This is a genomic window from Citrobacter sp. CF971 (assembly GCF_006385635.1).
GTDB classification, from domain to species: Bacteria; Pseudomonadota; Gammaproteobacteria; order Enterobacterales; family Enterobacteriaceae; genus Citrobacter; species Citrobacter freundii.
Genome location: NZ_CP041051.1, coordinates 624887 through 650582, shown reverse-complemented (window position 1 = coordinate 650582; position 25696 = coordinate 624887). Strand labels below are relative to the sequence as shown.

Annotated in this window: 24 protein-coding genes; 3 read left to right on the top strand and 21 right to left on the bottom strand. The window is 53.6% G+C overall.

Features of this window, described 5'->3' with window-relative positions:
* Nucleotides 1-19 precede the first annotated feature (19 nt).
* The 10 genes from E6P06_RS06625 to pmbA form a co-directional block, all read right to left on the bottom strand.
* Entirely contained in the window at nt 20-760 is a 741-nt protein-coding gene (locus E6P06_RS06625) for a KDGP aldolase family protein (RefSeq protein WP_048216922.1), read from the bottom strand.
* Nucleotides 757-1875: a DgaE family pyridoxal phosphate-dependent ammonia lyase gene (locus tag E6P06_RS06620; protein WP_048234082.1), complete on the bottom strand. Its 1119-nt coding sequence runs from the start codon at nt 1873-1875 to the stop codon at nt 757-759. The genes E6P06_RS06625 and E6P06_RS06620 overlap by 4 nt, the downstream gene beginning before the upstream one ends.
* Nucleotides 1859-2992 (bottom strand): amidohydrolase/deacetylase family metallohydrolase, encoded by a 1134-nt coding sequence (locus tag E6P06_RS06615; RefSeq protein ID WP_016149471.1) that lies wholly within the window; start codon nt 2990-2992, stop codon nt 1859-1861. The genes E6P06_RS06620 and E6P06_RS06615 overlap by 17 nt, the downstream gene beginning before the upstream one ends.
* Before the next feature lie 58 nt (nt 2993-3050).
* The gene (locus tag E6P06_RS06610) at nt 3051-3695 is read right to left on the bottom strand and encodes a DUF4310 family protein (protein ID WP_003830379.1); all 645 of its coding nucleotides are present in this window, start codon (nt 3693-3695) and stop codon (nt 3051-3053) included.
* 11 nt (nt 3696-3706) lie between these two features.
* Nucleotides 3707-4483 (bottom strand): DUF4311 domain-containing protein, encoded by a 777-nt coding sequence (locus tag E6P06_RS06605; RefSeq protein ID WP_139935054.1) that lies wholly within the window; start codon nt 4481-4483, stop codon nt 3707-3709.
* A gap of 22 nt (nt 4484-4505) precedes the next feature.
* A complete protein-coding gene (locus E6P06_RS06600) occupies nt 4506-4805 on the bottom strand; it encodes a DUF4312 family protein (RefSeq protein ID WP_003025762.1) in 300 nt (99 codons plus the stop codon).
* A 2-nt stretch (nt 4806-4807) separates the two neighbouring features.
* The gene (locus E6P06_RS06595) at nt 4808-5170 is read right to left on the bottom strand and encodes an SFCGS family glycine-rich protein (protein WP_003830384.1); all 363 of its coding nucleotides are present in this window, start codon (nt 5168-5170) and stop codon (nt 4808-4810) included.
* 10 nt (nt 5171-5180) lie between these two features.
* Nucleotides 5181-5489 carry a glycine dehydrogenase gene (locus E6P06_RS06590; protein ID WP_003025758.1) on the bottom strand — a complete coding sequence of 103 codons (309 nt, stop codon included), beginning with the start codon at nt 5487-5489 and terminating at the stop codon, nt 5181-5183.
* Nucleotides 5490-5821: 332 nt separating this feature from the next.
* Nucleotides 5822-6208, bottom strand: a complete 387-nt coding sequence (gene cybC, locus E6P06_RS06585; protein WP_139935053.1) for a cytochrome b562 — start codon at nt 6206-6208, stop codon at nt 5822-5824.
* Nucleotides 6209-6254: 46 nt separating this feature from the next.
* Nucleotides 6255-7607 (bottom strand): metalloprotease PmbA, encoded by a 1353-nt coding sequence (gene pmbA / locus E6P06_RS06580; RefSeq protein WP_139935052.1) that lies wholly within the window; start codon nt 7605-7607, stop codon nt 6255-6257.
* A gap of 95 nt (nt 7608-7702) precedes the next feature.
* Here pmbA and yjgA point away from each other — a divergent pair, with 95 nt between their 5' ends.
* A complete protein-coding gene (yjgA, locus tag E6P06_RS06575; RefSeq protein WP_003839565.1) occupies nt 7703-8254 on the top strand; it encodes a ribosome biogenesis factor YjgA in 552 nt (183 codons plus the stop codon).
* Nucleotides 8255-8361: 107 nt separating this feature from the next.
* Here the strand turns inward: yjgA and mpl are convergent, their stop codons facing one another.
* On the bottom strand, nt 8362-9741 hold the full coding sequence (gene mpl, locus E6P06_RS06570; protein ID WP_061547574.1) for a UDP-N-acetylmuramate:L-alanyl-gamma-D-glutamyl-meso-diaminopimelate ligase: 1380 nt from the start codon (nt 9739-9741) through the stop codon (nt 8362-8364).
* Nucleotides 9742-9916: 175 nt separating this feature from the next.
* Between mpl and fbp the strand changes: the two genes are divergently transcribed.
* Nucleotides 9917-10915 (top strand): class 1 fructose-bisphosphatase, encoded by a 999-nt coding sequence (fbp, locus tag E6P06_RS06565; RefSeq protein WP_003025742.1) that lies wholly within the window; start codon nt 9917-9919, stop codon nt 10913-10915.
* A 114-nt stretch (nt 10916-11029) separates the two neighbouring features.
* Here fbp and E6P06_RS06560 read toward each other — a convergent pair whose 3' ends face one another.
* From E6P06_RS06560 to ytfQ, 5 genes are all read right to left on the bottom strand, one after another.
* Nucleotides 11030-12142, bottom strand: coding sequence for a methyl-accepting chemotaxis protein (locus tag E6P06_RS06560; RefSeq protein WP_003839560.1), 1113 nt, complete (start codon nt 12140-12142; stop codon nt 11030-11032).
* Between the two features lie 103 nt (nt 12143-12245).
* A complete protein-coding gene (gene yjfF / locus E6P06_RS06555) occupies nt 12246-13247 on the bottom strand; it encodes a galactofuranose ABC transporter, permease protein YjfF (RefSeq protein WP_003025736.1) in 1002 nt (333 codons plus the stop codon).
* Complete coding sequence (ytfT, locus tag E6P06_RS06550; protein ID WP_008323019.1) at nt 13234-14256, bottom strand: galactofuranose ABC transporter, ATP-binding protein YtfT; 1023 nt, start codon at nt 14254-14256, stop codon at nt 13234-13236. Before ytfT ends, yjfF begins: the two co-directional genes overlap by 14 nt.
* Before the next feature lie 13 nt (nt 14257-14269).
* On the bottom strand, nt 14270-15772 hold the full coding sequence (ytfR, locus tag E6P06_RS06545) for a galactofuranose ABC transporter, ATP-binding protein YtfR (RefSeq protein ID WP_003839558.1): 1503 nt from the start codon (nt 15770-15772) through the stop codon (nt 14270-14272).
* Nucleotides 15773-15875: 103 nt separating this feature from the next.
* Nucleotides 15876-16832 carry a galactofuranose ABC transporter substrate-binding protein YtfQ gene (gene ytfQ, locus E6P06_RS06540; RefSeq protein ID WP_003025728.1) on the bottom strand — a complete coding sequence of 319 codons (957 nt, stop codon included), beginning with the start codon at nt 16830-16832 and terminating at the stop codon, nt 15876-15878.
* 309 nt (nt 16833-17141) lie between these two features.
* Here ytfQ and ppa point away from each other — a divergent pair, with 309 nt between their 5' ends.
* A complete protein-coding gene (ppa, locus tag E6P06_RS06535) occupies nt 17142-17669 on the top strand; it encodes an inorganic diphosphatase (protein ID WP_115454861.1) in 528 nt (175 codons plus the stop codon).
* Nucleotides 17670-17739: 70 nt separating this feature from the next.
* On the opposite strand, the gene E6P06_RS06530 is transcribed toward ppa, so the two are convergent.
* The 5 genes from E6P06_RS06530 to tamA form a co-directional block, all read right to left on the bottom strand.
* Entirely contained in the window at nt 17740-18021 is a 282-nt protein-coding gene (locus E6P06_RS06530; protein WP_003839553.1) for a hypothetical protein, read from the bottom strand.
* Nucleotides 18022-19233, bottom strand: a complete 1212-nt coding sequence (gene tssD / locus E6P06_RS06525) for a type VI secretion system tube protein TssD (protein ID WP_119173895.1) — start codon at nt 19231-19233, stop codon at nt 18022-18024.
* A 450-nt stretch (nt 19234-19683) separates the two neighbouring features.
* A complete protein-coding gene (locus E6P06_RS06520) occupies nt 19684-20028 on the bottom strand; it encodes a gamma-glutamylcyclotransferase (RefSeq protein ID WP_003025723.1) in 345 nt (114 codons plus the stop codon).
* A 2-nt stretch (nt 20029-20030) separates the two neighbouring features.
* Nucleotides 20031-23807, bottom strand: coding sequence for an autotransporter assembly complex protein TamB (gene tamB, locus E6P06_RS06515; protein ID WP_139935051.1), 3777 nt, complete (start codon nt 23805-23807; stop codon nt 20031-20033).
* Nucleotides 23804-25537, bottom strand: a complete 1734-nt coding sequence (tamA, locus tag E6P06_RS06510) for an autotransporter assembly complex protein TamA (RefSeq protein ID WP_003025718.1) — start codon at nt 25535-25537, stop codon at nt 23804-23806. Before tamA ends, tamB begins: the two co-directional genes overlap by 4 nt.
* Nucleotides 25538-25696: the final 159 nt, after the last annotated feature.

Sequence of the window (25696 nt, the reverse complement as noted above, 5' to 3'; positions counted from 1 at the left end):
CAGTTTCCTCATCAGTCAGTTAGCCTACGCAGGCCCGGGTCATCGCCATCAGTTGGCGTACGTCATCCGGACGAGTGTTACCACTCACCTTATCAATAATCGAACTATAGATGTGAGGAATGATTTTACTCACTCCGGCATCGAGGGCAATCTGCAGGATTTCAGTGAAATTATCCAGATCGATACCGCCAGTTGGCTCCAGCCAGAAGTCATGACGGGCGCAGGCCTGCGCTACGGCAATGTACTCTTCACGGCATTTCAGGCCGCCCATCGGGAAGTATTTAATCGAGCTACCGCCCATGTCTTTGAGCAGTGCAATCGCGGTTTCTACCGGCACAATACCGTCCGGCGTCTGGCTGCTCAGCGGACCGGTGGAGATTTTCACCCTGCCCGGCATGCCGGTTGGCGAGACCAGACCGTTGACCACTGTCTCCTGCTGGCCCAGCAGCGCGCGACTGGTGGCCACGCCGGTAAAGACCTGATTAACATGCTGCGGCTGTACCTGACGGGAAATTTCACTGACCATCGCCGACTGGTTAGGATCGCCTGCCCCCAATCCCACGGAGAGCGCATTGTCGATAAGCGCTGCGTATTCACGCATATCCGCTACTGCGCTTGCGACATCCGGGTAATTTTTTGACAACACACCAACCAACACGTGTCCTTCCGCCGCCGCGTAAATATCCCGTGCATTTTCTTTGGAGCCTGCCAGCACGTTCAGGCAGACGCGGTCGCGATAAAAGTTAGGGGTCAGTTTCATGCGTTTTTCTCCTGCGAAATCACTTCACCAATTCGACGGGCCACAATCTCCAGCTGCGCACGATCGACGCTGCGCACATCAGCTTCGATAATGCCTTCGTTGGCTTTGTAACCACGGAAGTAAATCGCGTACTCGCCTTGTTTCAGGGCTTCAACCAGTTCGCCCGTGGCGATCCCGGTTACCGCTTCATCAAACTTAATTTCCGTGCGTGCGATGTCGCGCCCTGCGCTATCCCACACCACGCGGGCGCTCACGCCGTTAAGCTGGTTCAACACATTAATGAACGGCGTCATTTTCTCGACCATCTCCGCGCCACTCTCTTTCTGCGCGTTCAGATACAGTTCGATGGCGCAGGTTAGGCCAAGAATTCCCTCTTTCCCCACCTTCATCGCCCGGCCAATTCCCGCCGTCTGGCGTTTCACCCACTCAACGTACTGGGTTTTACCTATCACCAGACCGCTGGTTGGTCCTTCAATCGCCTTCGCGCCGCTATAAATAACCAGATCTGCGCCAACCCGGTAGTAGCATTGCAAATCTTCTTCCGCCGCCGCGTCCACGATCAGCGGCAGATTATGCGTACGCGCCACCACCGCAGCCTGCTCCACGCTGAGCATACTTTTCTGGACGCAGTGGTGAGATTTGATATACAGAATGGCCGCCGTACGCGGTGTAATGGCCGCAGCCAGTTGCGCCGCGGAACATTCGTTGGCATAACCAGCCTCCACTAACTTACCGCCGCCAAGCGCCACCATGGTACCCACCGGAGCGCCAAAGTTGACGTTGTGGCCTCTGGGCAGCACGATTTCGTTGTTCTCGATGGGCGTGACGTGCAGGTTCTCCAGCAGCCAGTCGCTGTCTTTAACCAATACGCCAGCCACCGACAGGGCGATCCCCGCCGAGGCGCAAGAGACAACGGTTGCCCCTTCCACTTCCAGCAATTTCGCGATGTAGTCGCCGGTTTTATTCACCAGGTCTTTCATCTCAAAGTATTGATTCATCCCGGCCATCGCGGCTTCAACCACTTCTGGTCGCGGCGTGGAAACGCCAAGCGCCGTCATGCGGCCGGAGGTATTAATCACCTGTTTTAAATCGTATTTCTCAAAAATCGAAGGCATGTTCCGCGCTCCCTTGTTCGGTCATATAGCCCTTGCCCGCACGTATTGCGGCAAGCGGCACCAGCAGTTGTTCAGCCTGCAGGCTGTCGTTTTCTGCATCTACCAGCACGGTTGGCTGGCGCTTAAGCGTAAAGAGGGTTAAATCAGCATCCAGACCGACCTGCAGTCGCCCCTTCTGTTTCAGGCGCAGGCCGTCGGCAGCATTGGCGGTAACGCACTCAATGACCTGCGGAAGCGACATCCCAATGGCGAGAAATTTCGACATCACATTCGCCAGAGAATGGACCGGGCCGCTGATACGGTTGCGACAGTAAATATCGGAACTGATGGTGTGTGGCAAAATCCCCAGTTCAATAGCGCGTTTTGCCACCGCAAAGCTCAGGCTGGCGGTGCCATGCCCAACGTCCAGACGCACGCCGCGTGAAATCGCCCGCGTCACTGACGCCCGCAGCTCGCCTTGCGGCGTCAGAATGCGGTTCGGCTTACCGTTGTAGCAGTGGGTAATGATGTCACCCGCGCTCAGGCGCTCGGCGATCTCATCCAGGTCCGGCGGGTTGTTGCCGATGTGCACCATCAGCGGCAGGTCGCCGTTCTCTTTTTGCATCGCTTTGGCACGATCCAGCGGGGTGATGCCGTTTTCGCCGACCACGCTGCTACTCATACGTGCCTTCAGACCGACGATAAAATCAGGGTGGCGTTTCACCGCCTCTCGCACCGCATCAGCGTCAATATTGGCCATGTTGGCCAGCTCGTTCTGGGCGATAAGCCCAACGCGGGAGATATTCAGCAACGCATACACCTCGGTGGCAGCTTCCCGGGTCAGGGTGTAAAAATCGTCGATGTCATCCGCCCCGGTACTGCCCGCATCCACCACGGTAGTGACGCCGGTCGCAATACCGACGCTATCCGGCTGGTCGTGGTAAATCGGGGATTTCGGGTAGCAATGAACGTGGGAGTCAATCCAGCCTGCGCTGACGTAGCACTCGCCGCCCAGCTCAATGGTTTTCAGCGCCGGGCCATCAACGTCGCCCAACGCCGCGATCTTGCCGTCTTTGAGCGCAATATCGCTCACCGTATCGTCAACGAGGCGCGCACGGCGCAGGAGTAAATCAAACATCGCTCTCTCCTATGCCGGATGGCGGCGTAACCGCCTTATCCGGCCTGCAAATCAACAGTTAGCTAATGGCAATCGGGAAGATGGACCCGAGGATCATTGCCCCAAGAATCGCCCCGCCGGTAATCGGTTTTTGCCACAGATAAAACAGCAGCGCCCCCGCCAGAGAACCGATTCCGATAGGAATAGAAGCCGTCATCGCGCTGAGGATAATCAACGGTCCGAGGAAGCGGCCGGAGGCGTTACCGGCCCCCATCATGACGTCCGCACCGTAGGTTGAATCGCTCTGGTTGATGGTGAACTTACGCGCCAGAATGATGATGTAGCCAATCGCCAGACCAATCACCAGACCAGTGACCAGCGAGGCGGCAAAGTTGGCGACCGGGAAGATAATGCCCGCGCCCAGCAGCAGCGCCGGAACACCTAACCCAACCCCGGTCTGAATCGCCCCGCCGATATCCAGAATACCCACCAGCGAACCTTCAATGATGCGGGCAAACAGGAAACTTGCGCCAAATGCCGCCACCGCCCCGTAGGAGCCGGTATCCATTCCCGCCTTCAGCATCGCCACAAAAGCCACTTCGTTAAATGCGCCAATACCGTACAGGTAGTACATGTGCGTTCCGGCAAATACGCCGGATGAGAGCAGGCCCACGAAGATCGGGAACGACCAGTCAGCGAACCAAAAACCTTTATTCTGTTCCATGATGACCTCCGTTATTTGCCGCTGAGCGAGTTGTGGATAAGTTCGAGCCAGTTAGGCACGGTCAGATGGAAGGATTCGATCATCTTCATATCGAAACCGCGGAAGAAGCCGCTCAGGACAAACAGCGCGACGATAGCTACCATCATCACTTTCGTGACGTGGTTCCAGCCGCTTTCTTCAACACCTTTGCCGATCAGAATACCGAGCACCAGCCCCGGAACGGCGTTGCCCATGATCAGCTGCGCCGCGCCGCCAAAAACGGTGGCCCAGAAGCCGGATTTCTTACCGGCGTCGATCGCCGCCAGCCAGAAGATCACCGGCATCACGGTGTTAACCAGCAGGTTAGCCGCGGGCACCAGCACCTTGACGGCGGTAACCTGCAGCGCTTCCGGTACGGATGGCGCAGTGAGGTTCAGGAAGGTCACCACGATCATCCCGATAACGCCGCAGGCAATTGCCATGCGCTTAGGATCGTGCAGCGTTTCACCGACGTTGCGATTTTTAATCATCAGAGCGGCGGCGCCCCAGTTGGGGATGATGCGATGGTCGACGTCCTGAGTGAACGCCCCCGCCGCAACGGAGGAAGCCCAGGCGTTAAAGAAGAAGCCCAGACCGAACGAGAAGTGAGAAGCCGGATCCCCTTCGCAGGAATTCAGTTCTCCAAGAGTACGAAACGCGCCCATCCCTTGAGTGGTAGGCGCATGAAACATGCGTGCAGCCCCAGCGCCGACACCAACGCCAACCAACGCGCCGATGATGAGCGATTTTATTAATATTATCAGGAACATAATTATGCCTTTTAATAGAAAATCAGCGTTGCGTAACGAAATCCACCTTGTCGAGATTGATGGCAGTCACGTTGACGGTCACGTCCAGCTCCACGCTGAAAGTGCGTCTTTCCCGGCGCAAAAAGAGGAATAAAAATGCCTCTTTACGCACCGATTCACGCGCTTGAACAACCTGCACATCCTGTGGCTCAATACGCAGTAAGATATGCGGTGACGCTTTCATCACCGCAGCCTGAACGTGGTTCAGGGCATCGGCAAAGGCGCGAGCTTTGGTCTCGCCCTTACCCGTGACTCTCACCGTGGTGGTGAATTGCTCTTTCATGCTTAAGCGCCGTGTTTCTTTTGCCAGGCCTGCACCAGGCGCTCGCCGAGCTCTTCTTTGTCCATAAATCCGAATCCCAGTACGTTGCACCCTTCGTTGATGGCGGTTACCCCTTCATCGACCGAACGCATGCCGTATTTCGCCTTGTAGCCGTATTTGGTCTGCGCAGTAATCGCACCCGCACCACCGCTGCCGCAAAACGAGATACCAAAGGTGGCGTTTTCCGCCTTCATCACGTCACCCAGCTTCATATCTGCTGCAACGCCCGGCACCACAACGGCACGGCCACCCGCTTTCTCTACGCCTGCCGCCACTTTCTGGCCTTTACCCAGACGATCGCCAATCACTACGGTAATCTGTTCCATCTTTTTCTCCTTAAAGGTTGTCTTTCGCGACTTCAAAGTGCACCGACAGCAGCCAGGCCTCTTCCTCAGGAAGATTGCCAAACTCGGCGACCACGTCGCGGGCAAGCGCCATTGACTCGGCAGATATTTCATCAAACAAGCTGGCATCGACTTCTGGTAAGGGTTCACCCGTTACCGAGCGGTGCGCCATGGCGCGAACATGCGACGTCAGCATCTGTTCCTGTACGGCGTTGGGAATAATGTTGCGTTCACGCAGCAAGGCATACACCTGCGCCAGCATGCGGTCGGCCAGTTCCACCGATTCCCCCATGTCATTCATTACAGCTCCGTTATTCACTCGTCTTACCCCGTTAATGTCTCTGAGGGTAAATTAGCGACGGAGGTTATAAGTTTGTAGCGAGTTGTTTTCCACTTCGAAGTGGAAAGGTGTGCAGCGATAGTGATCTGTGCCGCAAAAAGGGCTGGAACCACGATTTATCACCGGAAGAATGTGATTGAGATCGCAAGAGTGGGCCGCAAAATGGAAGGAAGTGCGAACAATGAATGGACGATAAAAATGAAAAAATGTGATGGGGATAGCGTTTACTTATGGGGCGTGTAGTAGCGGGGGATTTTATCCGGCCTACGGGTATGCAGGCCGGGTAGCGCAGATTAGCGGAACTTCTTGTGGTTTTCGTTGCGCGTGGTTTTCAGCTCTTCCGCAACGGCTTTCGCCTCTTTAACTTTACCTTCGTTCGCCAGCTTCAGCGCGCCGTCAATCTGACCGATCAACTTGTCAAAACCGTGGCGGAAATCCTTCATCTCCGGGCTGTCCGGGGATTTGCTTTCCAGCTTCGGTGGCGTTCCTTTTTGAGCGTCCAGCGCGGCTGCACGCATTTTGGTTAACGCATCTTTCAGTTCAGTCGCATTATCCGTTTTTTCGACAATTTTCAGGTTGTCGTTGAGGATCCCCATGTCATCTTCGAGATCGGCTGCAAACGCAGAAGAACCAAGAACCAGCGTTGAAGCCGCGACGATCGCTAACAGGTGTTTACGCATTGCTCACTTCCTTTTTTATTATTAAAAATTAACGCCTTAACGAGTATTACTGCCCGGCGATTTTCATCTCCGGTAACAATACCGAACCACATTGGATATTACTGCGCGTTTCAATATCGTTCCCCACGGTCACAATATTGCGCCACATCTCTTTTAAGTTACCGGCGATGGTAATTTCACTCACCGGATACTGAATTTCGCCGTTTTCGACCCAGAAGCCCGCCGCGCCGCGCGAGTAATCGCCGGTAATGCCGCTTACGCCCTGTCCCATCAGCTCGGTAACCACAAGACCTGTGCCCATCTCTTTGAGCAACTGCTCGAAGCTTAGACCCTGTCCCGGAATTCGCCAGTTGTGGATCCCGCCCGCATGCCCAGTGCTCTTCAGCCCCAGCTTACGTGCGGAATAGTTAGTCAACAGCCATTGAGTCAGCACGCCGTCTTTAATAATGTCGCGGCGTTCGGTCCGTACCCCTTCGCTGTCGAACGGTGAAGACGCCAGCCCTTTCAGCAGGTGCGGATGTTCTTCAATAGTCAGCCATTCCGGCAGAATTTGTTTGCCCAGCGAATCCAGCAGGAAGGTGGATTTGCGGTACACCGAACCGCCGGCGATCGCGCCGACCAGGTGTCCGAACAGTCCGGTCGCCACTTCGTTGGCGAAAATCACCGGCGCTTTCATGGTGGACAGCTTACGCGGAGACAAGCGAGATAAGGTGCGGCGAGCACAGTCAGCCCCTACCCACTCCGGCGTTTGCAGATCGCCCATCGCCCGACCAATGGTGTAGGCGTAATCGCGTTCCATATCGCCATTTTCTTCCGCGATCACACAGCTGGAAAGGGAATGACGCGTGGAGCAGTAGCCCTGCAGCATGCCGTGGCTGTTACCAAACACTTTGATGCTATAGTGGCTGTTAAAGCTGCCGCCTTCGGTATTGGTGATACGCTTATCAGCCTGCAGCGCCGCCTGTTCAGCACGAGCGGCCAGTTCGATGGCTTCATCAGGGGAAACTTCCGCCGGGTGGAACAGGTCCAGATCGGGCGCATCAAAGGCCAGCAGTTCTTTATCTGCCACGCCTGCGCACGGATCCGGCGAAGTGTAACGTGCAATGTCCAGCGCAGCCTGCACGGTGCGTGCAATCGCCTGCGGGCTTAAATCGGTGGACGATGCGCTGCCCTTACGGTTCTGGTGATAAACCGTAATCCCCAGTGCACCATCGCTATTGAATTCGACGTTCTCCACTTCACCATAACGGGTGCTGACGCTAATACCCGTGGTCTTGCTCACAGCGACTTCCGCGCCATCCGACTTACCTGACGCTAATTCCAGTGCCGTCGAGACTGCTTCTTCCAGAATCTTACGCTGCGCTTCAACTTGTGAGATTACTTTCATCGCAAATGCCATAATGTAGAGAGAGTTTCTCTGAAGTCTAACAGAGAACCGTTTTTCAGTGCGCATCTTAACTGGTAACATTAGCCTCTTTTTTTAAGGAGCCTGAAATGACAAAGCAGCCCGAAGACTGGCTCGACGACGTTCCCGGTGATGACATCGAAGACGAAGACGATGAAATTATCTGGGTCAGTAAAAGTGAAATTAAACGCGATGCCGAGGAGTTAAAACGCCTGGGTGCGGAACTGGTTGATCTGGGGAAAAACGCGCTGGATAAGATCCCGCTTGATGCGGATTTACGTGCCGCCATTGAGCTGGCCCAGCGTATTAAGATGGAAGGACGCCGCCGCCAGCTGCAGTTGATTGGCAAAATGTTGCGCCAGCGCGATGTTGATCCTATCCGTCAGGCGCTGGACAAGCTGAAAAATCGCCACAACCAGCAGGTCGTTGTCTTCCATAAGCTGGAGCAACTGCGTGACCGTATGGTTGACGGTAGCGATGAAGCCATCGAAGAAGTGATGAGTCTGTGGCCTGACGCCGACCGCCAGCAACTGCGTTCGCTGGTACGTAACGCCAGGAAAGAAAAAGCGGGCAACAAGCCGCCAAAATCTTCCCGCCAGATCTTCCAGTATCTGCGTGAACTGGCGGAAAACGAGGCCTAACCTCTTCGTCTGCCGAAAGTGCCGGATGGCGGTGCAATCACCTTATCCGGCCTACAATCCGTTAACACGTTGTAGGCCCGGTAAGCGTAGCGCCACCGGGCATTTTTTTACTCTTCCGCTTCTGCCTGAGCTTTCTTCGCCAGGCCATCCAGCAGTTTTTGATGAATACCACCAAATCCGCCGTTGCTCATCACCAGAATGTGATCGCCTGGCTGCGCGGTTTTCACCACCATATCTGCCAGGGCATCCACATCGCCACTCCAGTGTGCCGGCTGAACGCAGGCTTCAGCGACTTCGGCTACCTGCCACGGAATATGCGGAGGTTGCAGCAGGAACACTTCGTCCGCACGGCCTAACGACGGCGCCAGATCGTCTTTGCACAGGCCCATTTTCATGGTGTTCGAGCGAGGCTCCAGCACTGCGATGATGCGCGCCGTACCGCCCACTTTACCGCGCAACGCCGCAAGCGTTGCCAGAATGGCCGTCGGGTGATGGGCAAAATCGTCATACACCGTCACGCCATTGGCTTCACCGCGCAGCTCGAGACGACGACGGGCGTTAATGAATGAACCGAGCGCATTAGCTGCATCTGCAGGCACGACGCCCACATGGCGCGCGGCCGCAATCGCCATCAGACCGTTATGCATATTGTGCTCGCCCACCAGGCCCCACTTCACTTCACCGACTTTTTCACCGTCCAGCCATACTTCCCACTCAGAAGCATCGGTGGTCAGTTTTTTCGCCTGCCAGTGACCTTGTTCGCCCACCAGTTCTTGTTCGCTCCAGCAGCCCATCGTCATCGTTTGTTTCAGATTGATGTCGTTTTCCGGGTAGATGATGCGTCCCTGGCCCGGCACGATACGCACCAGATGGTGGAACTGTTTCTGGATCGCTTTCAAATCGTCAAAGATGTCCGCGTGATCGAACTCAAGGTTGTTGAGGATCAGCGTACGCGGGCAGTAATGCACGAATTTAGAACGCTTGTCGAAGAACGCGCAGTCGTACTCATCCGCTTCAATCACGAAGAAGTCGCTTTCGCCCAGACGCGCAGAAACCTCGAAGTTACCCGGTACGCCGCCGATCACAAAGCCAGGCTTATAGCCGCAGGCTTCGAGGATCCAGGTCGCCATTCCGGCGGTGGTGGTTTTGCCGTGCGTACCCGCAACCGCCAGTACCCAGCGGTCGCGCAATACAAAGTCATGCAGCCACTGCGGGCCAGACATGTACGGAATGTTCTTCTCGAGAACCGCTTCCACGCACGGATTACCACGGGTCATGGCATTGCCGATGATCACTAAGTCCGGCTGCGGGTCGAGCTGGCTGGCATCGTAACCCTGAATCAGATCAATGCCTTGCTTCTCAAGTAAGGTACTCATCGGCGGATACACATTGGCGTCCGAACCGGTTACTTCATGACCGAGCGAGCGCGCCAGCATCGCCAGACCGCCCATGAAAGTGCCACAAATTCCCAAAATATGAATGCGCATACGTCACTATCCTTTTTTAATCTGGGGGCCATTTTACGCACATGTCCGGCAAGTGAGAAACGCATTTCAGGATATTCCGCAGTTTGCTGGCGCGATTCACCTAAGCGCAACAATGGAAATATTTGTTAATATTGTTGCGGTCGCTTTACTCCACATAAATTGCAGGGAAAGTGTTATGAAAACGTTAGGTGAATTTATTGTCGAAAAGCAGCACGAGTTTTCTCATGCTACCGGTGAACTCACTGCTTTGTTGTCGGCAATAAAGCTGGGCGCCAAGATCATCCACCGCGATATCAACAAGGCCGGTCTGGTCGATATCCTGGGTGCCAGCGGTGCTGAGAACGTGCAGGGAGAGGTTCAGCAAAAACTCGATCTGTTCGCGAACGAAAAACTGAAAGCTGCACTGAAGGCGCGCGACATTGTGGCGGGCATTGCCTCGGAAGAAGAAGATGAAATCGTCGTCTTTGAAGGCTGTGAACACGCTAAATACGTTGTGCTAATGGATCCGCTGGATGGCTCATCCAACATCGATGTTAACGTCTCTGTCGGTACGATTTTCTCTATTTACCGCCGCGTAACCCCAGTCGGTACTCCGGTCACGGAAGAGGATTTCCTGCAACCGGGCAACAAGCAGGTTGCTGCAGGTTACGTGGTTTATGGTTCTTCCACCATGCTGGTGTACACCACCGGCTGTGGCGTGCACGCCTTCACCTACGATCCTTCTCTGGGCGTATTCTGCCTCAGCCAGGAACGTATGCGCTTCCCGGCGAAAGGCAGCACGTACTCCATTAACGAAGGTAACTACATCAAATTCCCGAACGGCGTGAAGAAGTACATTAAATTCTGCCAGGAAGAAGATAAGTCAACCCAGCGCCCGTACACCTCGCGCTACATTGGCTCTCTGGTTGCGGACTTCCATCGCAATCTGCTGAAAGGCGGGATCTACCTGTACCCAAGCACCGCCAGCCACCCGGAAGGGAAACTGCGTCTGCTGTATGAATGCAACCCAATGGCCCTGCTGGCCGAGCAAGCGGGCGGCAAGGCGAGCGACGGTAAAAATCGTATTCTGGATATCATCCCGGAAAGCCTGCACCAGCGCCGCTCCTTCTTCGTGGGTAACGACCATATGGTTGAAGATGTAGAACGCTTTATCCGCGAGTTCCCGGACGCGTAAGCGCAACATCCGGCCTACAGCACGTTGCAGGCCGGATAAGCGAAGTGCCATCCGGCACAATACGGTGATATTGCCGGATGGCGGCGTAAACGCCTTTATCCGGCCTACGCACAGTTACGCTGTCTGTAGCTTAAATACGGCCATTGCTTCGATTAGCGCTGAAGACTGTTCTTCCAGCGAGCGGGTAGCCGCTGACGACTGCTGTACCAGCGCCGCATTTTGCTGCGCCGTTTCATCCATCTGAATCACCGCAATATTCACCTGCTCTATGCCGCGACTCTGTTCCTGGGACGCACTGGCAATTTCACGCATCAGTTTGGTCATGCGCATGACTTCATTGGCAATCTCATCCATGGTTTCGCCCGCCTGCTGCGCCAGCTCACTACCTTCCCCTACGTGGGTGTGTGAATCACTGATTAACGTGCGGATCTCTTTGGCCGCCTCGGCGCTGCGGCTGGCCAGATTACGTACTTCACCTGCAACAACCGCAAAGCCCCGCCCCTGCTCACCGGCGCGCGCCGCTTCAACGGAAGCGTTGAGCGCCAGGATATTGGTCTGGAAAGCAATACCGTCGATTACGCTGAGGATGTCGGCGATTCGGCTGGAGCTGCCGGAAATATCGCGCATTTTCTCGATCACATAGCACACCATTTCACTACCGCGATCGGCGGTATCCGACACCGATTTTGCCAGTTGGTGAGCCTGTTCCGCGTTCTGCGCATTCTGTTTCACCGTCGCCGTGAGTTCTTCCATGCTGGCGGCGGTCTGCTCCAGTGAAGTAGCTGTCGATTCAGTGCGTTGCGCCAGATGCTGGTTCCCGGCCGTCAGTTCACGACTGCCAATATCAATTTGCGAACTGGCATCGCGTACGCGTTGTACCGAGTCGCCCAGCGCATGGCGCATGTCATCCATTGCCGCGTTCAGGCGGTTGAATTCAGCGCTGGCCGACAGCGTGGTAACCGGTGATAAATCCCCCGTCGCCAGACGTTCCAGTTGCTCAACCATATTATCCAGCGGTTTGAGAAACTTATTTCGCAGCATAAACCAAATAACCGCCAGCAATGCGATAGCAGCCAACATCGCAGCGCTCATAATACCGTGATAAATCAATGAGGTAATGACACGCGTCGAGGCATATAGCCCCATACCACCGGTCAGTAACAGAAGGAAAGTCAGCAAAGACAATAACACCAACAAACTTGATCGAATTGAAAGGGATTTTGGCATCGTTATATTTCCGGTTGTAGGGTTAAAACAGACCTGTACAGAACCTATCGACTACAACCGGAAAAAGTTTAGGTATTTAAATGTTTTGTGCAAAATCAGGATGTTACTTTGGTGTTGCCGCCGTACCCACTCGGGTAACCGGCGAGCTTTGACGATTTTCCCAAAGCACCGTCAGGCCGCGTTGTAACGCTATAAAAATAAACAATAAAATGCCAATCGCGATCTTCGTCCACCAGGAACTTAATGTGCCATCAAAATTAATGTAGGTCTGGATCAGCCCTTGGATCGCCACGCCAAATAACGTACCCAACACCGTTCCCACGCCGCCGCTTAGCAGCGTTCCGCCAATCACCACTGAGGCAATCGCATCCAGCTCAACGCCAACGCCCGCCAGCGCATAACCCGCCTGGGTGTAAATGGAAAACACAATGCCGGCAAGCGTCGCCAGCCCGGTAGACAGCATATAAATGCGGATCGTTGTGCTGCGAGTAGAAATGCCCATCAGGTTAGCAGAGGTGGCGTTGCCGCCAATGGCGTAAACCTGATTACCAAAGCGCGTACGGTGCGCAAGGAAGATGCCAATCACCACCACGCCCAGCATTAACAACCCCATCGCGCTCAGGCGACCGCCGCCAGGAATTTTCCATGCCAGACTGGAGAGCGTGTCATAAATCGGATGGTTAATTGGGATCGACTCTTCAGAGACCAGATAGCTGACGCCGCGCAGGAAGAACATTCCCGCCAGAGTGATAATAAATGCCGGGATCTTCAGCGCATCAATCAGTAACCCCATAAATGCGCCAAACGCGCAGCCCATCAGCAAAATCAGGGGGAACGCCAGCAGCGGGGAAATACCCCAATAGCCAATGGCCTTCGCCAAAAATACGCCGGTAAACGCGATCACCGAGCCAACGGAAAGGTCGATCCCGCCAGAGAGGATCACGAAGGTCATGCCCACGGCGATAATCCCTAAAAAAGCGTTATCGGTCAGGATATTGCAAATCACCCGGGTGGAAGCAAAAGCTGGAAACTGCGTCAGGCAGTAAAGGTAGCCCAGCACAAACACGCCGAGGGTGATCATCAGCGGTAAATTACGTTTTATCATGACCACGCACTCCTTTTATCAGGCTGATAAAGCGTTGTGATTGCACGACCAGCACACACAACACCACCACGGCTTTGACCACCTGATTCAGTTCCGGCTGGAAGCCCGACAGCAAAATCCCGGTGTTCATGCCCTGAATAATCAACGCGCCTACCACCGACAGCAGCAGGTTAAAGCGCCCGCCCATTAGCGAGCCACCACCGATGACTACCGCCAGGATGGCATCCAGTTCCAGCCATAATCCGGCGTTATTGGCATCTGCCCCACGAATATCCGCCGTGACGATAATGCCAGCGATAGCCGCGCACAGGCCGCTCAGCACATAGGTGAGCATCACGATAATGCGGGTGTTCACCCCAGCGTTTTTTGCCGCACGAATGTTGATACCCACCGCTTCGATAAACATACCCAGCGCCGTTTTCCGCGTCAGCAGCCAGAACACCACCAGCGTGAGCAGTGCAATAATTACCGGCGTAGGGAACAGTAAGAGCGAGCCGCTACCAAACCACGACAGCTCGGGCGAGTTGAAAGTGACGATTTGCCCGGAAGTGATAAGCTGCGCCACTCCACGCCCGGCCACCATCAGGATTAGCGTGGCGACAAACGGTTGGATCTTGAGTATGGCCACCAGAATCCCATTCCACAGCCCAGCCAGAATGCCGGAGCCTAAGGCGGCAAGCAGCACCACCGGTAGACTGTGCCCGGCCACCGTCATCGCCGCAGTAGTGGCGCCAGCAATAGCCATGACGGCACCCACGGAAAGGTCGATGCCGCCGGTGGCAATCACCAGCGTCATACCAATCGCCAACAGCGCCACGGGAGCGGCGCGGTTGAGAATATCAATCGGGCTACCAAACAGCCGACCATCCTGCAAAATCACCTGGTAGAAGTGCGGGGCGACCAGGCTATCCACCAGCAGCACCAGCAGTAGCGCCACCAGTTGTGGCATCCCCTTTGGCCAACGGAACCGCCGTTTAGGCGGATTGGATTGAGGGAGGGATTGAGGCATCACCATAGTCTCCTTAGGCCGCAATGGCGTTCATGATCGCCGGTACGGACAGTTCAGCCAGTGGGATCTCGGCCACTTGTTTGCGATCGCGCATAATAATGACCCGATCGGCATAGCCCACTAACTCTTCCAGTTCGGATGAGATGACCAGCAGCGCCAGACCATCCGCGCACAGCGTTTCGATCAGTCGGATAATCTCCGCATGCGCGCCGACGTCGATCCCACGCGTGGGTTCATCGAGGATCAGGAACTGCGGTTTGGTCAGTAACCAGCGCGAGAGCAATACTTTTTGCTGATTGCCGCCGGAGAGAAACTCGATCGGCTGTTCAGCGTTGGGGGTGCGAATTCCGAGCTGGCGGATAAAACGCTCGGCAATCTCGTTTTGTTCTTTCCGTGGGATAGGCCGCAGCCAGCCGCGCTGCGCCTGCAATGCCAGAATGATGTTTTCCCGCACCGAAGCGGCGGCAATAATGCCATCCGTTTTGCGATCCTCCGGACAGAAACCGATCCCCAGACACGAAGCCTGATGCGGCGATCGCAAGGTCTGCGGTTTGCCTTTGATCAGCGCTCTTCCGCTGTCGGCGGGTTTAATACCGAAGATCACCTCTGCCGTTTCCGTTCGCCCGGATCCCAGCAGCCCTGCGAGACCGACGATCTCACCGGGACGCACCTGTAGATCAAACGGCGCGATGGTACCTTTTTTGCCAAAGTCGCTAAAGGCCGCCACCGGCTTATCGCTAAGCAATGTGCGTCCCGCACGCTGTAGCGCATGGGTATCCAGTTCGCGACCCAGCATCATTTTGACCAGTTCAATTTGCGGTAATTCCCGGGTTTCACGGCAGCCAACGAAGCCGCCGTTACGTAGAACGGTGATGCGATCGCTGACCTGATAAACCTGATCGAGGAAATGAGTGACGAAGATCAGGCTGACGCCCCGATCGCGCAGATGACGCATCAGGCCGAACAGCATTTCAACTTCCTGGGTATCGAGGCTGGCGGTCGGCTCATCGAGGATCAGCACTTTCGCGGAGAGATCGATCGCCCGACAGATGGCGACGATTTGTTGCATCGCCACGGAAAAGCGGTTCAGCGGCTCACGCACGTCAAGGGAAAAACCGTATGACGCCATCAGCTCCGTCGCGCGTTTTTCCATCTGCTTGCGCTGAAGCAGGCCAAAACGCCGCGGCTCACGACCAATAAATAAGTTATCGGCAACCGACATATTGGGCAGCAGGTTCACTTCCTGGTACACGGTGCCAATCCCCAGTTGCTGGGCATGGGCGGTGTTTTTGGGGGAGATCGGTTGGCCTTCGAGCCAGATAGTGCCGCGATCGGCATGGTAAACGCCGGTCAGCGCTTTGATGAGCGTCGATTTGCCGGCTCCGTTTTCCCCCAGCAGCGCCATAATTTCACCGCGACGCAAGCTGAAATCCACGTTATCCAACGCTTTGACGCCGGGAAAGAATTTGCTTAATCCTTCGGTGCGGAGGATTTCCTGATGTTGGTCGGTGGTCATGATTCCTCCTGCATCACGCCGGATGGCGCTACGCTTATCCGGCCTACAAAAGAGCGTAATGTAGGCCGGGCAAGCGCAGCCCCCCCGGCATTTTCATGAAGGCTTAGTAGCCCATGTTTTTCTTCTTCTCTAACTCTTCTTTCGCCGTATCCGGCAGATAGAGGATCGACTTGGTAATGGTCAGCTTCTCAGGCATCGTGCCGTCTTTTTTGAATTTCTCCAGCGCGTCGAATGCCGGCCCCGCCATATTCGGCGTCAGTTCGACACTGGCGTTGGCTTCACCGTCAATCATCGCTTTGTAGATATCCGGTACGCCGTCGATAGAACCGGTGAGAATATCTTTGCCGGGTTTCAGACCCGCTTCTTTGATCGCCTGGATAGCACCGATCACCATGTCATCGTTGTGGGCGTAAACCATGCAGATGTTCTTGCCGTTGTTTTCTGCTTTGATAAAGCTCTCCATCACTTCTTTCCCTTTACTGCGGGTGAAGTCACCGGACTGAGAACGGATAATTTTGATGTTTGGCGCACTGGCGATGGCTTCAGCAAAGCCTTTTTTACGATCGATCGCCACGCTGGCCCCGACGGTCCCTTGCAGCTCAACGACGTTACACGGCTTGCCGTCCACTTGTTTAATCAGCCAGTCGCCGATCAATTTGCCTTCCAGCACGTTGTCGGCGGTGACGGTGGTCATATAGAGAGATTTGTCTTTTACATCGATGGAACGATCAAGCAAAAAGACCGGAATGTCGGCATCTTTCGCTTCTTTTAAAACCGGCTCCCAACCTGTTGCCACGACCGGCGCAATAAAGATGGCGTCGACGCCCTGCGCAACAAATGAGCGAACTGCTTTAATCTGGTTTTCCTGCTTTTGTTGGCCATCAGCGATTTTCAGCGTAATTCCCCGCTTTTCGGCCTCGCTTTTCGCGACGTTGGTTTCTGCTGCGCGCCAGCCGGATTCAGAGCCAACCTGCGAAAATCCTACGGTTAAAGGGGCTGCCATTGCCATAGACGACATGGCTGCCGAAACTGCTGTGACTAAAAGTAAGCGCTTCCACATAAGTGCGTCCTCGTAGGGTGATTATTGTTGGTTAATTAACCGTTGCGAAAAAACTATAGACAATTGAGCATGTAACGGATTGCGTTACATCACACTTCAAAAAAGTAAATAAAACGTTAATCACAACTTTGTAATCGCTTTCATCTCGCTATGAAAAATGCGGCTGAAGATATGGATTTTTCTGTCACGAGAGAGAGGCGAAAAGAAGAAAATGCACGCAGAGAAAGCGAAAACAAGCGGAGACATTCCGCGCGAGTTGGCTATAATACCCGCCACTTGTTTGCCATAGCTTATTTAAAGGAAACAGACATGAGCTTACTCAACGTCCCTGCCGGTAAAGACCTGCCGGAAGATATCTACGTTGTTATCGAGATCCCTGCTAACGCAGATCCGATCAAATACGAAGTTGACAAAGAGAGCGGCGCCCTGTTCGTTGACCGCTTCATGTCCACCGCGATGTTCTATCCGTGCAACTACGGTTACATCAACCACACCCTGTCTCTGGACGGTGACCCGGTAGACGTTCTGGTCCCGACTCCGTACCCGCTGGAACCAGGTTCAGTGATTCGTTGCCGCCCGGTTGGCGTACTGAAAATGACCGACGAATCCGGTGAAGATGCGAAACTGGTTGCGGTACCGCACACCAAGCTGAGCAAAGAATACGATCACATCAATGATGTGACCGACCTGCCGGAACTGCTGAAAGCGCAGATCACCCACTTCTTCGAGCACTACAAAGACCTCGAAGCTGGCAAATGGGTAAAAGTTGACGGTTGGGACAACGCTGAAGCTGCTAAAGCTGAAATCGTTGCTTCCTTCGAGCGCGCGAAGAAGTAAGTTGGCTTTCTAAGATCAGCATAACTTATTGAAGCCCCTCACTTTATGAGGGGCTTTTATTGAGATCAATCTAAACAATTAGTTTCAGTTCAGGCTTCGTTTCAAAGAAACGTTCTTGTTCTTGAAAATCTATTAACCTACTAGCCCCTTCAGGTATTTTGGTTCTCGAAATTTTCACTCCAGATTTACAGGTTTCGCACCAAATAACCTTCCAGCCAATATCACCATTATCGAAACCAAAGTATTGATAAGAAAGTCCTTTTTTACCACATGCTGGGCATTCACATGAACTGTAACTACCATCATCTTTTGGTAAGTGCTTCATCCATTCAAGATAGGTCAAAGAGTTCATCTATTTGTACTCCTCTAGCTTTCCGGTCTTATTATTCAGGTAAAATTGCCAAAAGCTATCTTCAATACTATGGGCGGCTTTTTCATTCAATATCAATTCTTTATTCATCTTGATTGCATCATCAGCATATGTATTTGGATGCTTAAAGAGATAGATTTGCATAGTATGTGTTCTTTCATGTCCTAACGTTTTTATTAATTGCTCAATATCCGCAAAAGCATCCGGGTACAAATCAATATCACCACTAGGGTGAGTATAACCATAGATATTCTTACCTTTCAGGTCAGAATCCCTGATAATTCTCACTTTAACTCCCCCCAAGCCTATCCCACCTTCACGTGCAGCCTGTTCAACATAGCGCATCTGCATAGGCACTTTTAGATCTGAAAACACTTCAGTATTGCTAGTCCGACGATATAAATTTTCAGTGGTGTTACTACGCCCTAATGATATGCTCTTGGTTTCAATCCGCCCCAGCTTTTCAAGACTTCTTATCGTCGAACTTAACTCCATCCTCCCAAGCCCATAACCAGCGGCAATAGAGGCAGCCGTAATGGCGACGCCGACCGTTTTCTCATTAAGAATCTGATCGTAGCCTTTGACGGCATCACCACCCAGTTTTTCTGCAGTGTCCCTGAACCCTTCGATGTTACCGTTATAAATCCCTCCAGCCGCCAGCAATCGGCCCACACCTGCACTGTTAAGAGTTTGAGTCTGGGGTTTCGGAATCGGAACAAAAAGCTTATTGTAGTCTGCAGGTAAAGCCAGATAGCTACACTCGGTATTGCTTATCAGGTGCTTACAAAGGATATAATCATAATTTACTGATATTATTTCTGTATCTATCTGGTCTTTTATAACCCTCATCTGAATACTTGATATCGATGCACCTCTGAGCTGAATATAATAATACTTCTCCCATTGACCATATCTATTTATGTGATAAAACCAAAACTCAAGAAACAGGTTTTCATTGTTATTAATCGCATTCATTAATAGTGGTGAGCTTTTATCTATTTGCTTACTGAATGTTAAGTTCTTTAGATTCGTACCTTTACCTGTACTCGCTACTCCTGCAACCAGAGAAAAAACAAATATTTCATTCACATGATTCTGTTGCCACCGATTACCAACTGAATCAGTTGTGCCACATCCATCAGAAATATCGCCTTGTTGTTCACCAATGAGCTTGAGATAAACAATATTACTCATTCCATTACTATCCTTACCTGGATAATTATTTTTACAGAATGAGAGTGCAACTAAAATAAAATTATTTCTGCTAACGTGATCATATTGCCTTACAATAATCCACGGTGATGTTTTGAGTAAAATAATAAATTATATTAATTAACGCTTTATTGAACAGGTATTTTTATGTGATGAAAAAAAAGAGAAATGCTTCCTGATAGCCCAGGATTACAGCGACCATCGTATAAAACAACGCCACCCGAGGGTGGCGTGTTATACCTGTCGTCTTTCAAACTGCCTCTGCGTTGGCTTTACTCGGCCTTTGGCCTCGCCCCTTCGGGGCCAGCGTAAGCGCTGTTCAAACTGGCTGTGCCAGTTTGTCCTCGCTCACCCCAGTCACGTACTGATGTACGCTCCTGGGAATTCTCTGCTTCGCCGCCTTGATGCAACTCGAAATCCATCAGGTATATGTTAGTACTGGTCTCTGTCTAACCAGTTACCGCTTTCAATCAGCGTTAAGCCATCAACCGGACGTTGGTACACGTACATCCATGCACTTCCGTACGGCGTTTGAATTAACTGGCGTGCGTATTCACCGCCACGGGTACGCAGAGCGTCAAGCTCTGCCAGCGTGGCGTTATCAATACGATAAACTTCCCCGTGTACTGTTCCATTTCCCGGAACGGCGCCTGGATAGTGGCCCAGGCTGTACAACTGGTAGTTATCGATACTGAAATTTCCCAGCAACAGGGCATTGGTCATCCAGTGGCTGTTGCCTTGTTTGGTTCGTAAACTGCCGTAGACAAATATTCGCATTGCTAAAACTCGAACTGATAGAGCAAATCAAGTGCCTGATCTACGCCAGACACTGCTTCCAGATATAGCTTAGGCATCAGACGATAACGTAGCGTGAGTGTCGCTAAGGAGTCAAATATACCCACACCATATTTCACCTGCAGACCTGGCAGTACGTATCCGCTGACAACCACCTGAGATGAGTCGCCCACCCCTTGCGTGTCCAGTGCCAGATTGCTTACGCCAAATGTCTCCCCGATTTTACCCACAACCTGACCACTTTGTGCAACCCCCAGACCAATAAGCATTGAGGTCATCGCTGCGCTATCGCTCTGCTCGCTATCCAGCCCTTGTCCGCGTAGCAGGTAGGAAAGCGCCATTTGCTGCGACATTGCCGGGTCAGAGAAGATCTCTGCCTTCGGTTCATCGGCGGTACCAGTGACGCGAACGCCAGCGATCACGTCGTCTTCGGTGGCATCCGGGTTACGAATCGCTTCGATATTGAGCAACGGCTGATCCGGCGGGCCGGAGAACAACAGCTCGCCCTTACGCACAATCAGATCCTGACCATAGGCATGGAAGCGACCACTCGGAATATTAATTTGACCGTTCAGCCCCAGCCCCTGCTTATCCTGTACCACTTTCAGGTCGCCCGTCAGACGCGCTTTCAGACCAAAGGCGTCAAGACGCACGTTGTTACCGACGTGGATGTTCAGGTTGCTGTTGATCGGAATGCCGGCGGTCTGCGGTTTCTCGGGCTGCAGATTGTTGTTAAGCATGACCATATCGCTGGAAACCCCAACCGCGCTTTCCGGCAGGTCATGTACCACGATACGCGCCCACGGCACATCCACGTTGCCATCGAGGGTGAACAGGCTTGGCGTGGCTTCAAAGACCACGTCCGGCGAGACATCCAGGCGGACCATTGGCGGTACGGTAATACGCACCCTACTGCCTTTAGCCGCGACGCGCGCCCGCCAGTTGTCTATCTGACTCCAGTCAGCATCGCCGCTCAGGTTAATTTCTCCCTGCTGCGTACGCACCACGCCCGCCAGCGTTGAGCGTGTTCCGGTAAAGTTAACGGCTAACTGGCTTGGCTGCATGTCAAACGGCATAAAGTTACCGTCTATATCCAGACCGCTCAGTTGCAGCTGTCCGAGCAACTGCGGGCTTTGCACATCGCCGCCCAGCCGCAGGTTGGCGTTGATCATCCCTGCCGCTTTTTCACCGCGCGAGAAGATGGGGTTCACCATCGCCAGATTGAAGTTGCGAATATTGACGTTACCGCCCAGATTACGGCGCCCTTGCGGGTCTGTTACCTGCACCTGTCCGTCAAACTGTCCATTGTTGGTCAGACGAATCAGCCAGCCCAGCTCGGCACGGTTATTGTGCAGGTCGGCGGTCAGATTCAACGTCTCAAACGCCACGGGGAGCGGTGCATCATTCACGCTTTGCGTGACCTTCACGTTACGTCCGCTCAGGGTGACCTGCCCCTGTGGCAGCCCCTCTTTGGTGGTGTCCCAACTCACATCGGCTTTACCGGTGAACACGCCGCTGGCCTGGGTTGTCTCCGGCATAAACGGTTTTAGCATCGCCAGGTCGAAGCGGTTTAGATTCACCACCGCGCGCCCTTCCGCGCCCGCATCAATCGTCTGTGGTACGCACAGCTCCGCATTCGGGTTGTTCCAGCAGTGCGGTCCGATACTAATTTTTTGTTCCTGATTACGGTAATCCAGCGCGATAGCCCGGTTGAGCGACCACGGACCGACCGGCGTCTGGAAGCGGGTATTGCTTAACTCTCCTTTCCAGCGCTGTTCTTTGCGATCAAAGCTCCCGGCAAGATCCAGTTGCCCGGAAACCGGTTCCCCCTGAATGCGCAACCGCAGCTCGTGCTGCTTTTCACTGCCTTTGGCGTTGAGCGTCACCAGGCCAATATTCACGTCAGGTTGTACAATCCGCTCTACGCGAACATTAAGATTACCGGCGATTTGCTCGGCCGATTTCACATCCCCTTCAACACGTACCTGAGCAACGGAAAGTTCCTGCCAGCGCAGACCACGGGCGGTAATATCCGCCAGCAGCTGTGGTGCTTCAACCGTACCGCGAACTTTTACCAGCCCTTTCGCCGTACCCCCCAGCCCCGGCAGCGCGTTATCCAGACTTGGGGCATCAATCGTCGCGTCGAGGTTGAGGTCTTTAACCCCCAGTTCACCTTTTACGTCCGCACTGTTGCGTCCCAGTTCCAGATGCAGGCCCGGGATCGTCCACTGCAGGTAGCTGTTCCCCTTCAGCGAACCGTTCACATTGACCTTATTCTGCTTCACGTTGCCGGTCAGCTTCAGCTCGGGAACCTCCATCTGCCAGCTTCCGCCGTACAGACTGCCGCGAGTTTTCACCAGGCCATTCAGTTTTGACGGCCAGTCCGGGATCGCTTTTGCGGTGTTGATACCATCCAGCGTTAGCTCCCCGCGCCAGCTGATCGCCTGCTGCCAGTCCACCAGCGCTTTCAGCTCGGTATTCCCTTCCAGTGCCGCAACGCTGAGTTTGTCGAGATTGATCTGCTGCTCGTTGCCTTTGGCGTCCAGCGTGATGGTAGCCGGTGGAATATCCTGACCTTTCACGGCGGTACGCATCGACAGCGTATAGTCGGTCATCTTACCGGTCAGTTTGAGTTTGATGTCATCGGCCTGGAACTGTTTCTCACCGGTAAACGGCCAGTAAACCTGCTTACTCACCACCTCAATGTTGAGCGGTAATCCGGCTTCAGCCAGACGCGTCTGTGCACGCAGGTCCATATCCACCGGACCAGACAGATTGACGCCGACTTCCAGCTGCTCGCGCAGCGCGCCGCCGACCTTCAGCTTCACCTTTTCGCCTTTTAACGGGTCGATGTTTAGCGTACTGTTTAACGTAATATCAACCGGCCACGTGTCGGTCAGTTGCGCTGTGCCGCTGGCTTTTACCGTTCCCTGATTCGAGTCGATGTCCAGCGCGTCGAGCTTCATGTTGCCGTCAATGCTGCTCACTTTTAGCAGCATGTTATGGACCGTTAAATCCGTATCTCCGGTCACGCGCAGCTGCTCGCCGCGAAACTCTTCAATATTGAGATTGAGCGGCAGATGGACATCGGTCATTTCCGGCAGCACCGGCTGTGAGAACAGATCTTTTAGCGTTTCGCCGAGCGGCTTTTCATCCGGCTGCGGGTTTTGAATCTTCGGTTCGACAACCTCTTCCTGCGCCACTTCCGCCACTTTGGGCAGAGCAATCAGCAGCCCCTGTAATGACGTTGGCTTCAACGTCAGCGTTTTTTCCTGCCAGTTCAGGCCGGAGGTAAAATCCAGCACCGAAACCGTGGTGTCATCGATTTTGATATTGATGTTGTTAAGCGCCACGCGTGAAAGCGTGATGGGGTAAGGCGTGGAAAGGTTAAGCGGACCGCTCTCTTCTTCCTCAACCGGCGCGGATGGCGGCATCTTTTTGCTGTCGATCGCCACATTGATGTTTTTCAGTGCCAGATCGTTGACGCACAGACTGCTGTCCCACAGGCAGTTAAGCCCCACAGCCAGATGCACTTCGCCGGCATTCACCGCCACGCCAGGCTGGTCATAACGAATATTTTTCAGTGATAAATCCCGCCAGCCGCCGGTGACCTGACCAATCTCCAGCCCCGGAACCCAACGATTAGCTGCTTTGAAGATCAGATGCAGGCCCGAGGTGGTACCGACGAGGAACGCCACCGTGCCTAACAACAGCAGGATAAAAATCAGCACACCGAGGCTTATCTTCTTCCATAAACTCATAATTCAGGCCCCAGACCGATGTAAAACTGTAAACCATGTTCATCTTTGTCGCCGACCGGGACGGCAAAGTCGAGCTTGATAGGGCCCACTGGTGATTGCCAGCGTACGCCGACCCCGGCACCGGTTTTGAAATCGCTTCGGCGAATATCGCTGACCGCTTCACCGCTATCGACAAACATCGCGCCCCACCATTTACCGGTCACGTTGTACTGGTATTCCAGCGAGCCAGTTGCCAGCTTGGAGGCCCCTTTCAGCTTGCCGTCGCTACCTTCCGGCGAAATAGATTTGTATTTATAGCCGCGAATACTGCGATCGCCCCCGGCGAAGAAACGCAGGTCCGGCGGTACTTTGTCGAAGTCTCCGGTTTCAATCCAGCCGAGATTACCGCGCATCACAAAACGATGGCGATCGTACAGCGTGCGGATCCAGACGTTTTGCGCCTGGAAAACGGAGAAATCAACATCTGACCCCCAGGCGGTGTTGGAGTAATCAATAGAATAACGCTGAGAGTCGCCCCAGACAGGCATCAAGCCGCCGCGTGAACGCGTCCGGCTGATCATCACGCCCGGATAGAGCAGCATAGTGGTGTTGGTGACGTTACCCTGGGTAAAGTGGTCGAGGCTCCAGCGCAGGTTAATCGCGCGCTGCCAGCCGCTGGAGAGGTCCCAGTAGCGGGAAACCGCAAGCGTTGTGGAATCCTGCTCGGTATCGTTTAAATCGGTTCGCTTAAAGCCGCCCTGTACCAGGTAATACTGTTCCAGCGGGTTCTTTAACAGCGGCATTTTATAGCTGAAATCAAGCACCTGCTCTGGCGCCGAGATACTGGCGCTGGTTGTCAGGCTGTGGCCGTAGGAGTTCATCCACGGCTTTTTCCACGAGGTCTTCACCCGTGGTCCGACATCAGTTGAATAACCAACCCCGGTTTCGATGGTGTTTTCGGTGCGCGGTGAGACCACGCCTTTCAGCGGCAGCACTTTGGTTTTGCGGGCTTTATCAAACTCCGGCGCGACGACCACGGAGTTAAACCATCCGGTCGCCGACAGACGACGGTTCAGTTCGCCCAGATCTTTCGACTCGTACTCTTCACCTTCTTTAAAGGGCACCAGATTTTGCAGATACTCATCGCGAATTTGCGAGCCTTCAAAGGTGACATGCCCAAAGCGATAGCGTTCGCCGCTGTTGTAATCGATATCCCAGAACGCCTGGCGGCGCTCAAGCGCTATTCCAAGCTGGCTTTTATTAAATTCACTGTCGAAATAACCTTTGCGCAGCGCCACGCTGGTGAGTGACTTTTTGAAGTTGTCATAGTCCCCCTGATTCAGCACGGTGCCGATTGCCGGGCGCGTTTTCAACAGATCCAGATAATCTTTATCCGTACGCGCGCCACCACGCAAAATCACCTCGGTGCCACCAATCAGCACCGGCTCGCCGGGGGTCACTTTGGCGATCAGCACCTGGCGGCCTTTCGCCGGCGGTGGACGTAGTTCAAAATCAATGGTCGGCTCAAAGTAGCCCAGCGCTTTTAGCCCTTCGCGGATGGCATCATCAACGCGCGCACGAAAGCGTCGGTCTGGAGTGACTTCATCACTTTGAATCGTGGACAGCTGCGCACGGACGTTTTTCTCCAGCGGTCCTGATAATCCTTCGACCTGTAAGCGAACATTCGCGGCGGCGGCGGAGCCACTTAAGCACAGTAATCCCACCCAACATAACTGACGGATATGTGGCACATTTTCTCCTGAATATCCTTTTTTCCCACCCCTGGAAAAAAATACTATGCCGTTCCTCGGCTTAACAAAAAATCAACAATAAGAGTTGAAAAACAGACGGCAACCCAAATATTTCTTATGTTTAACTCTAGACGTATTCACGCCGTTTATTGTGGGCAA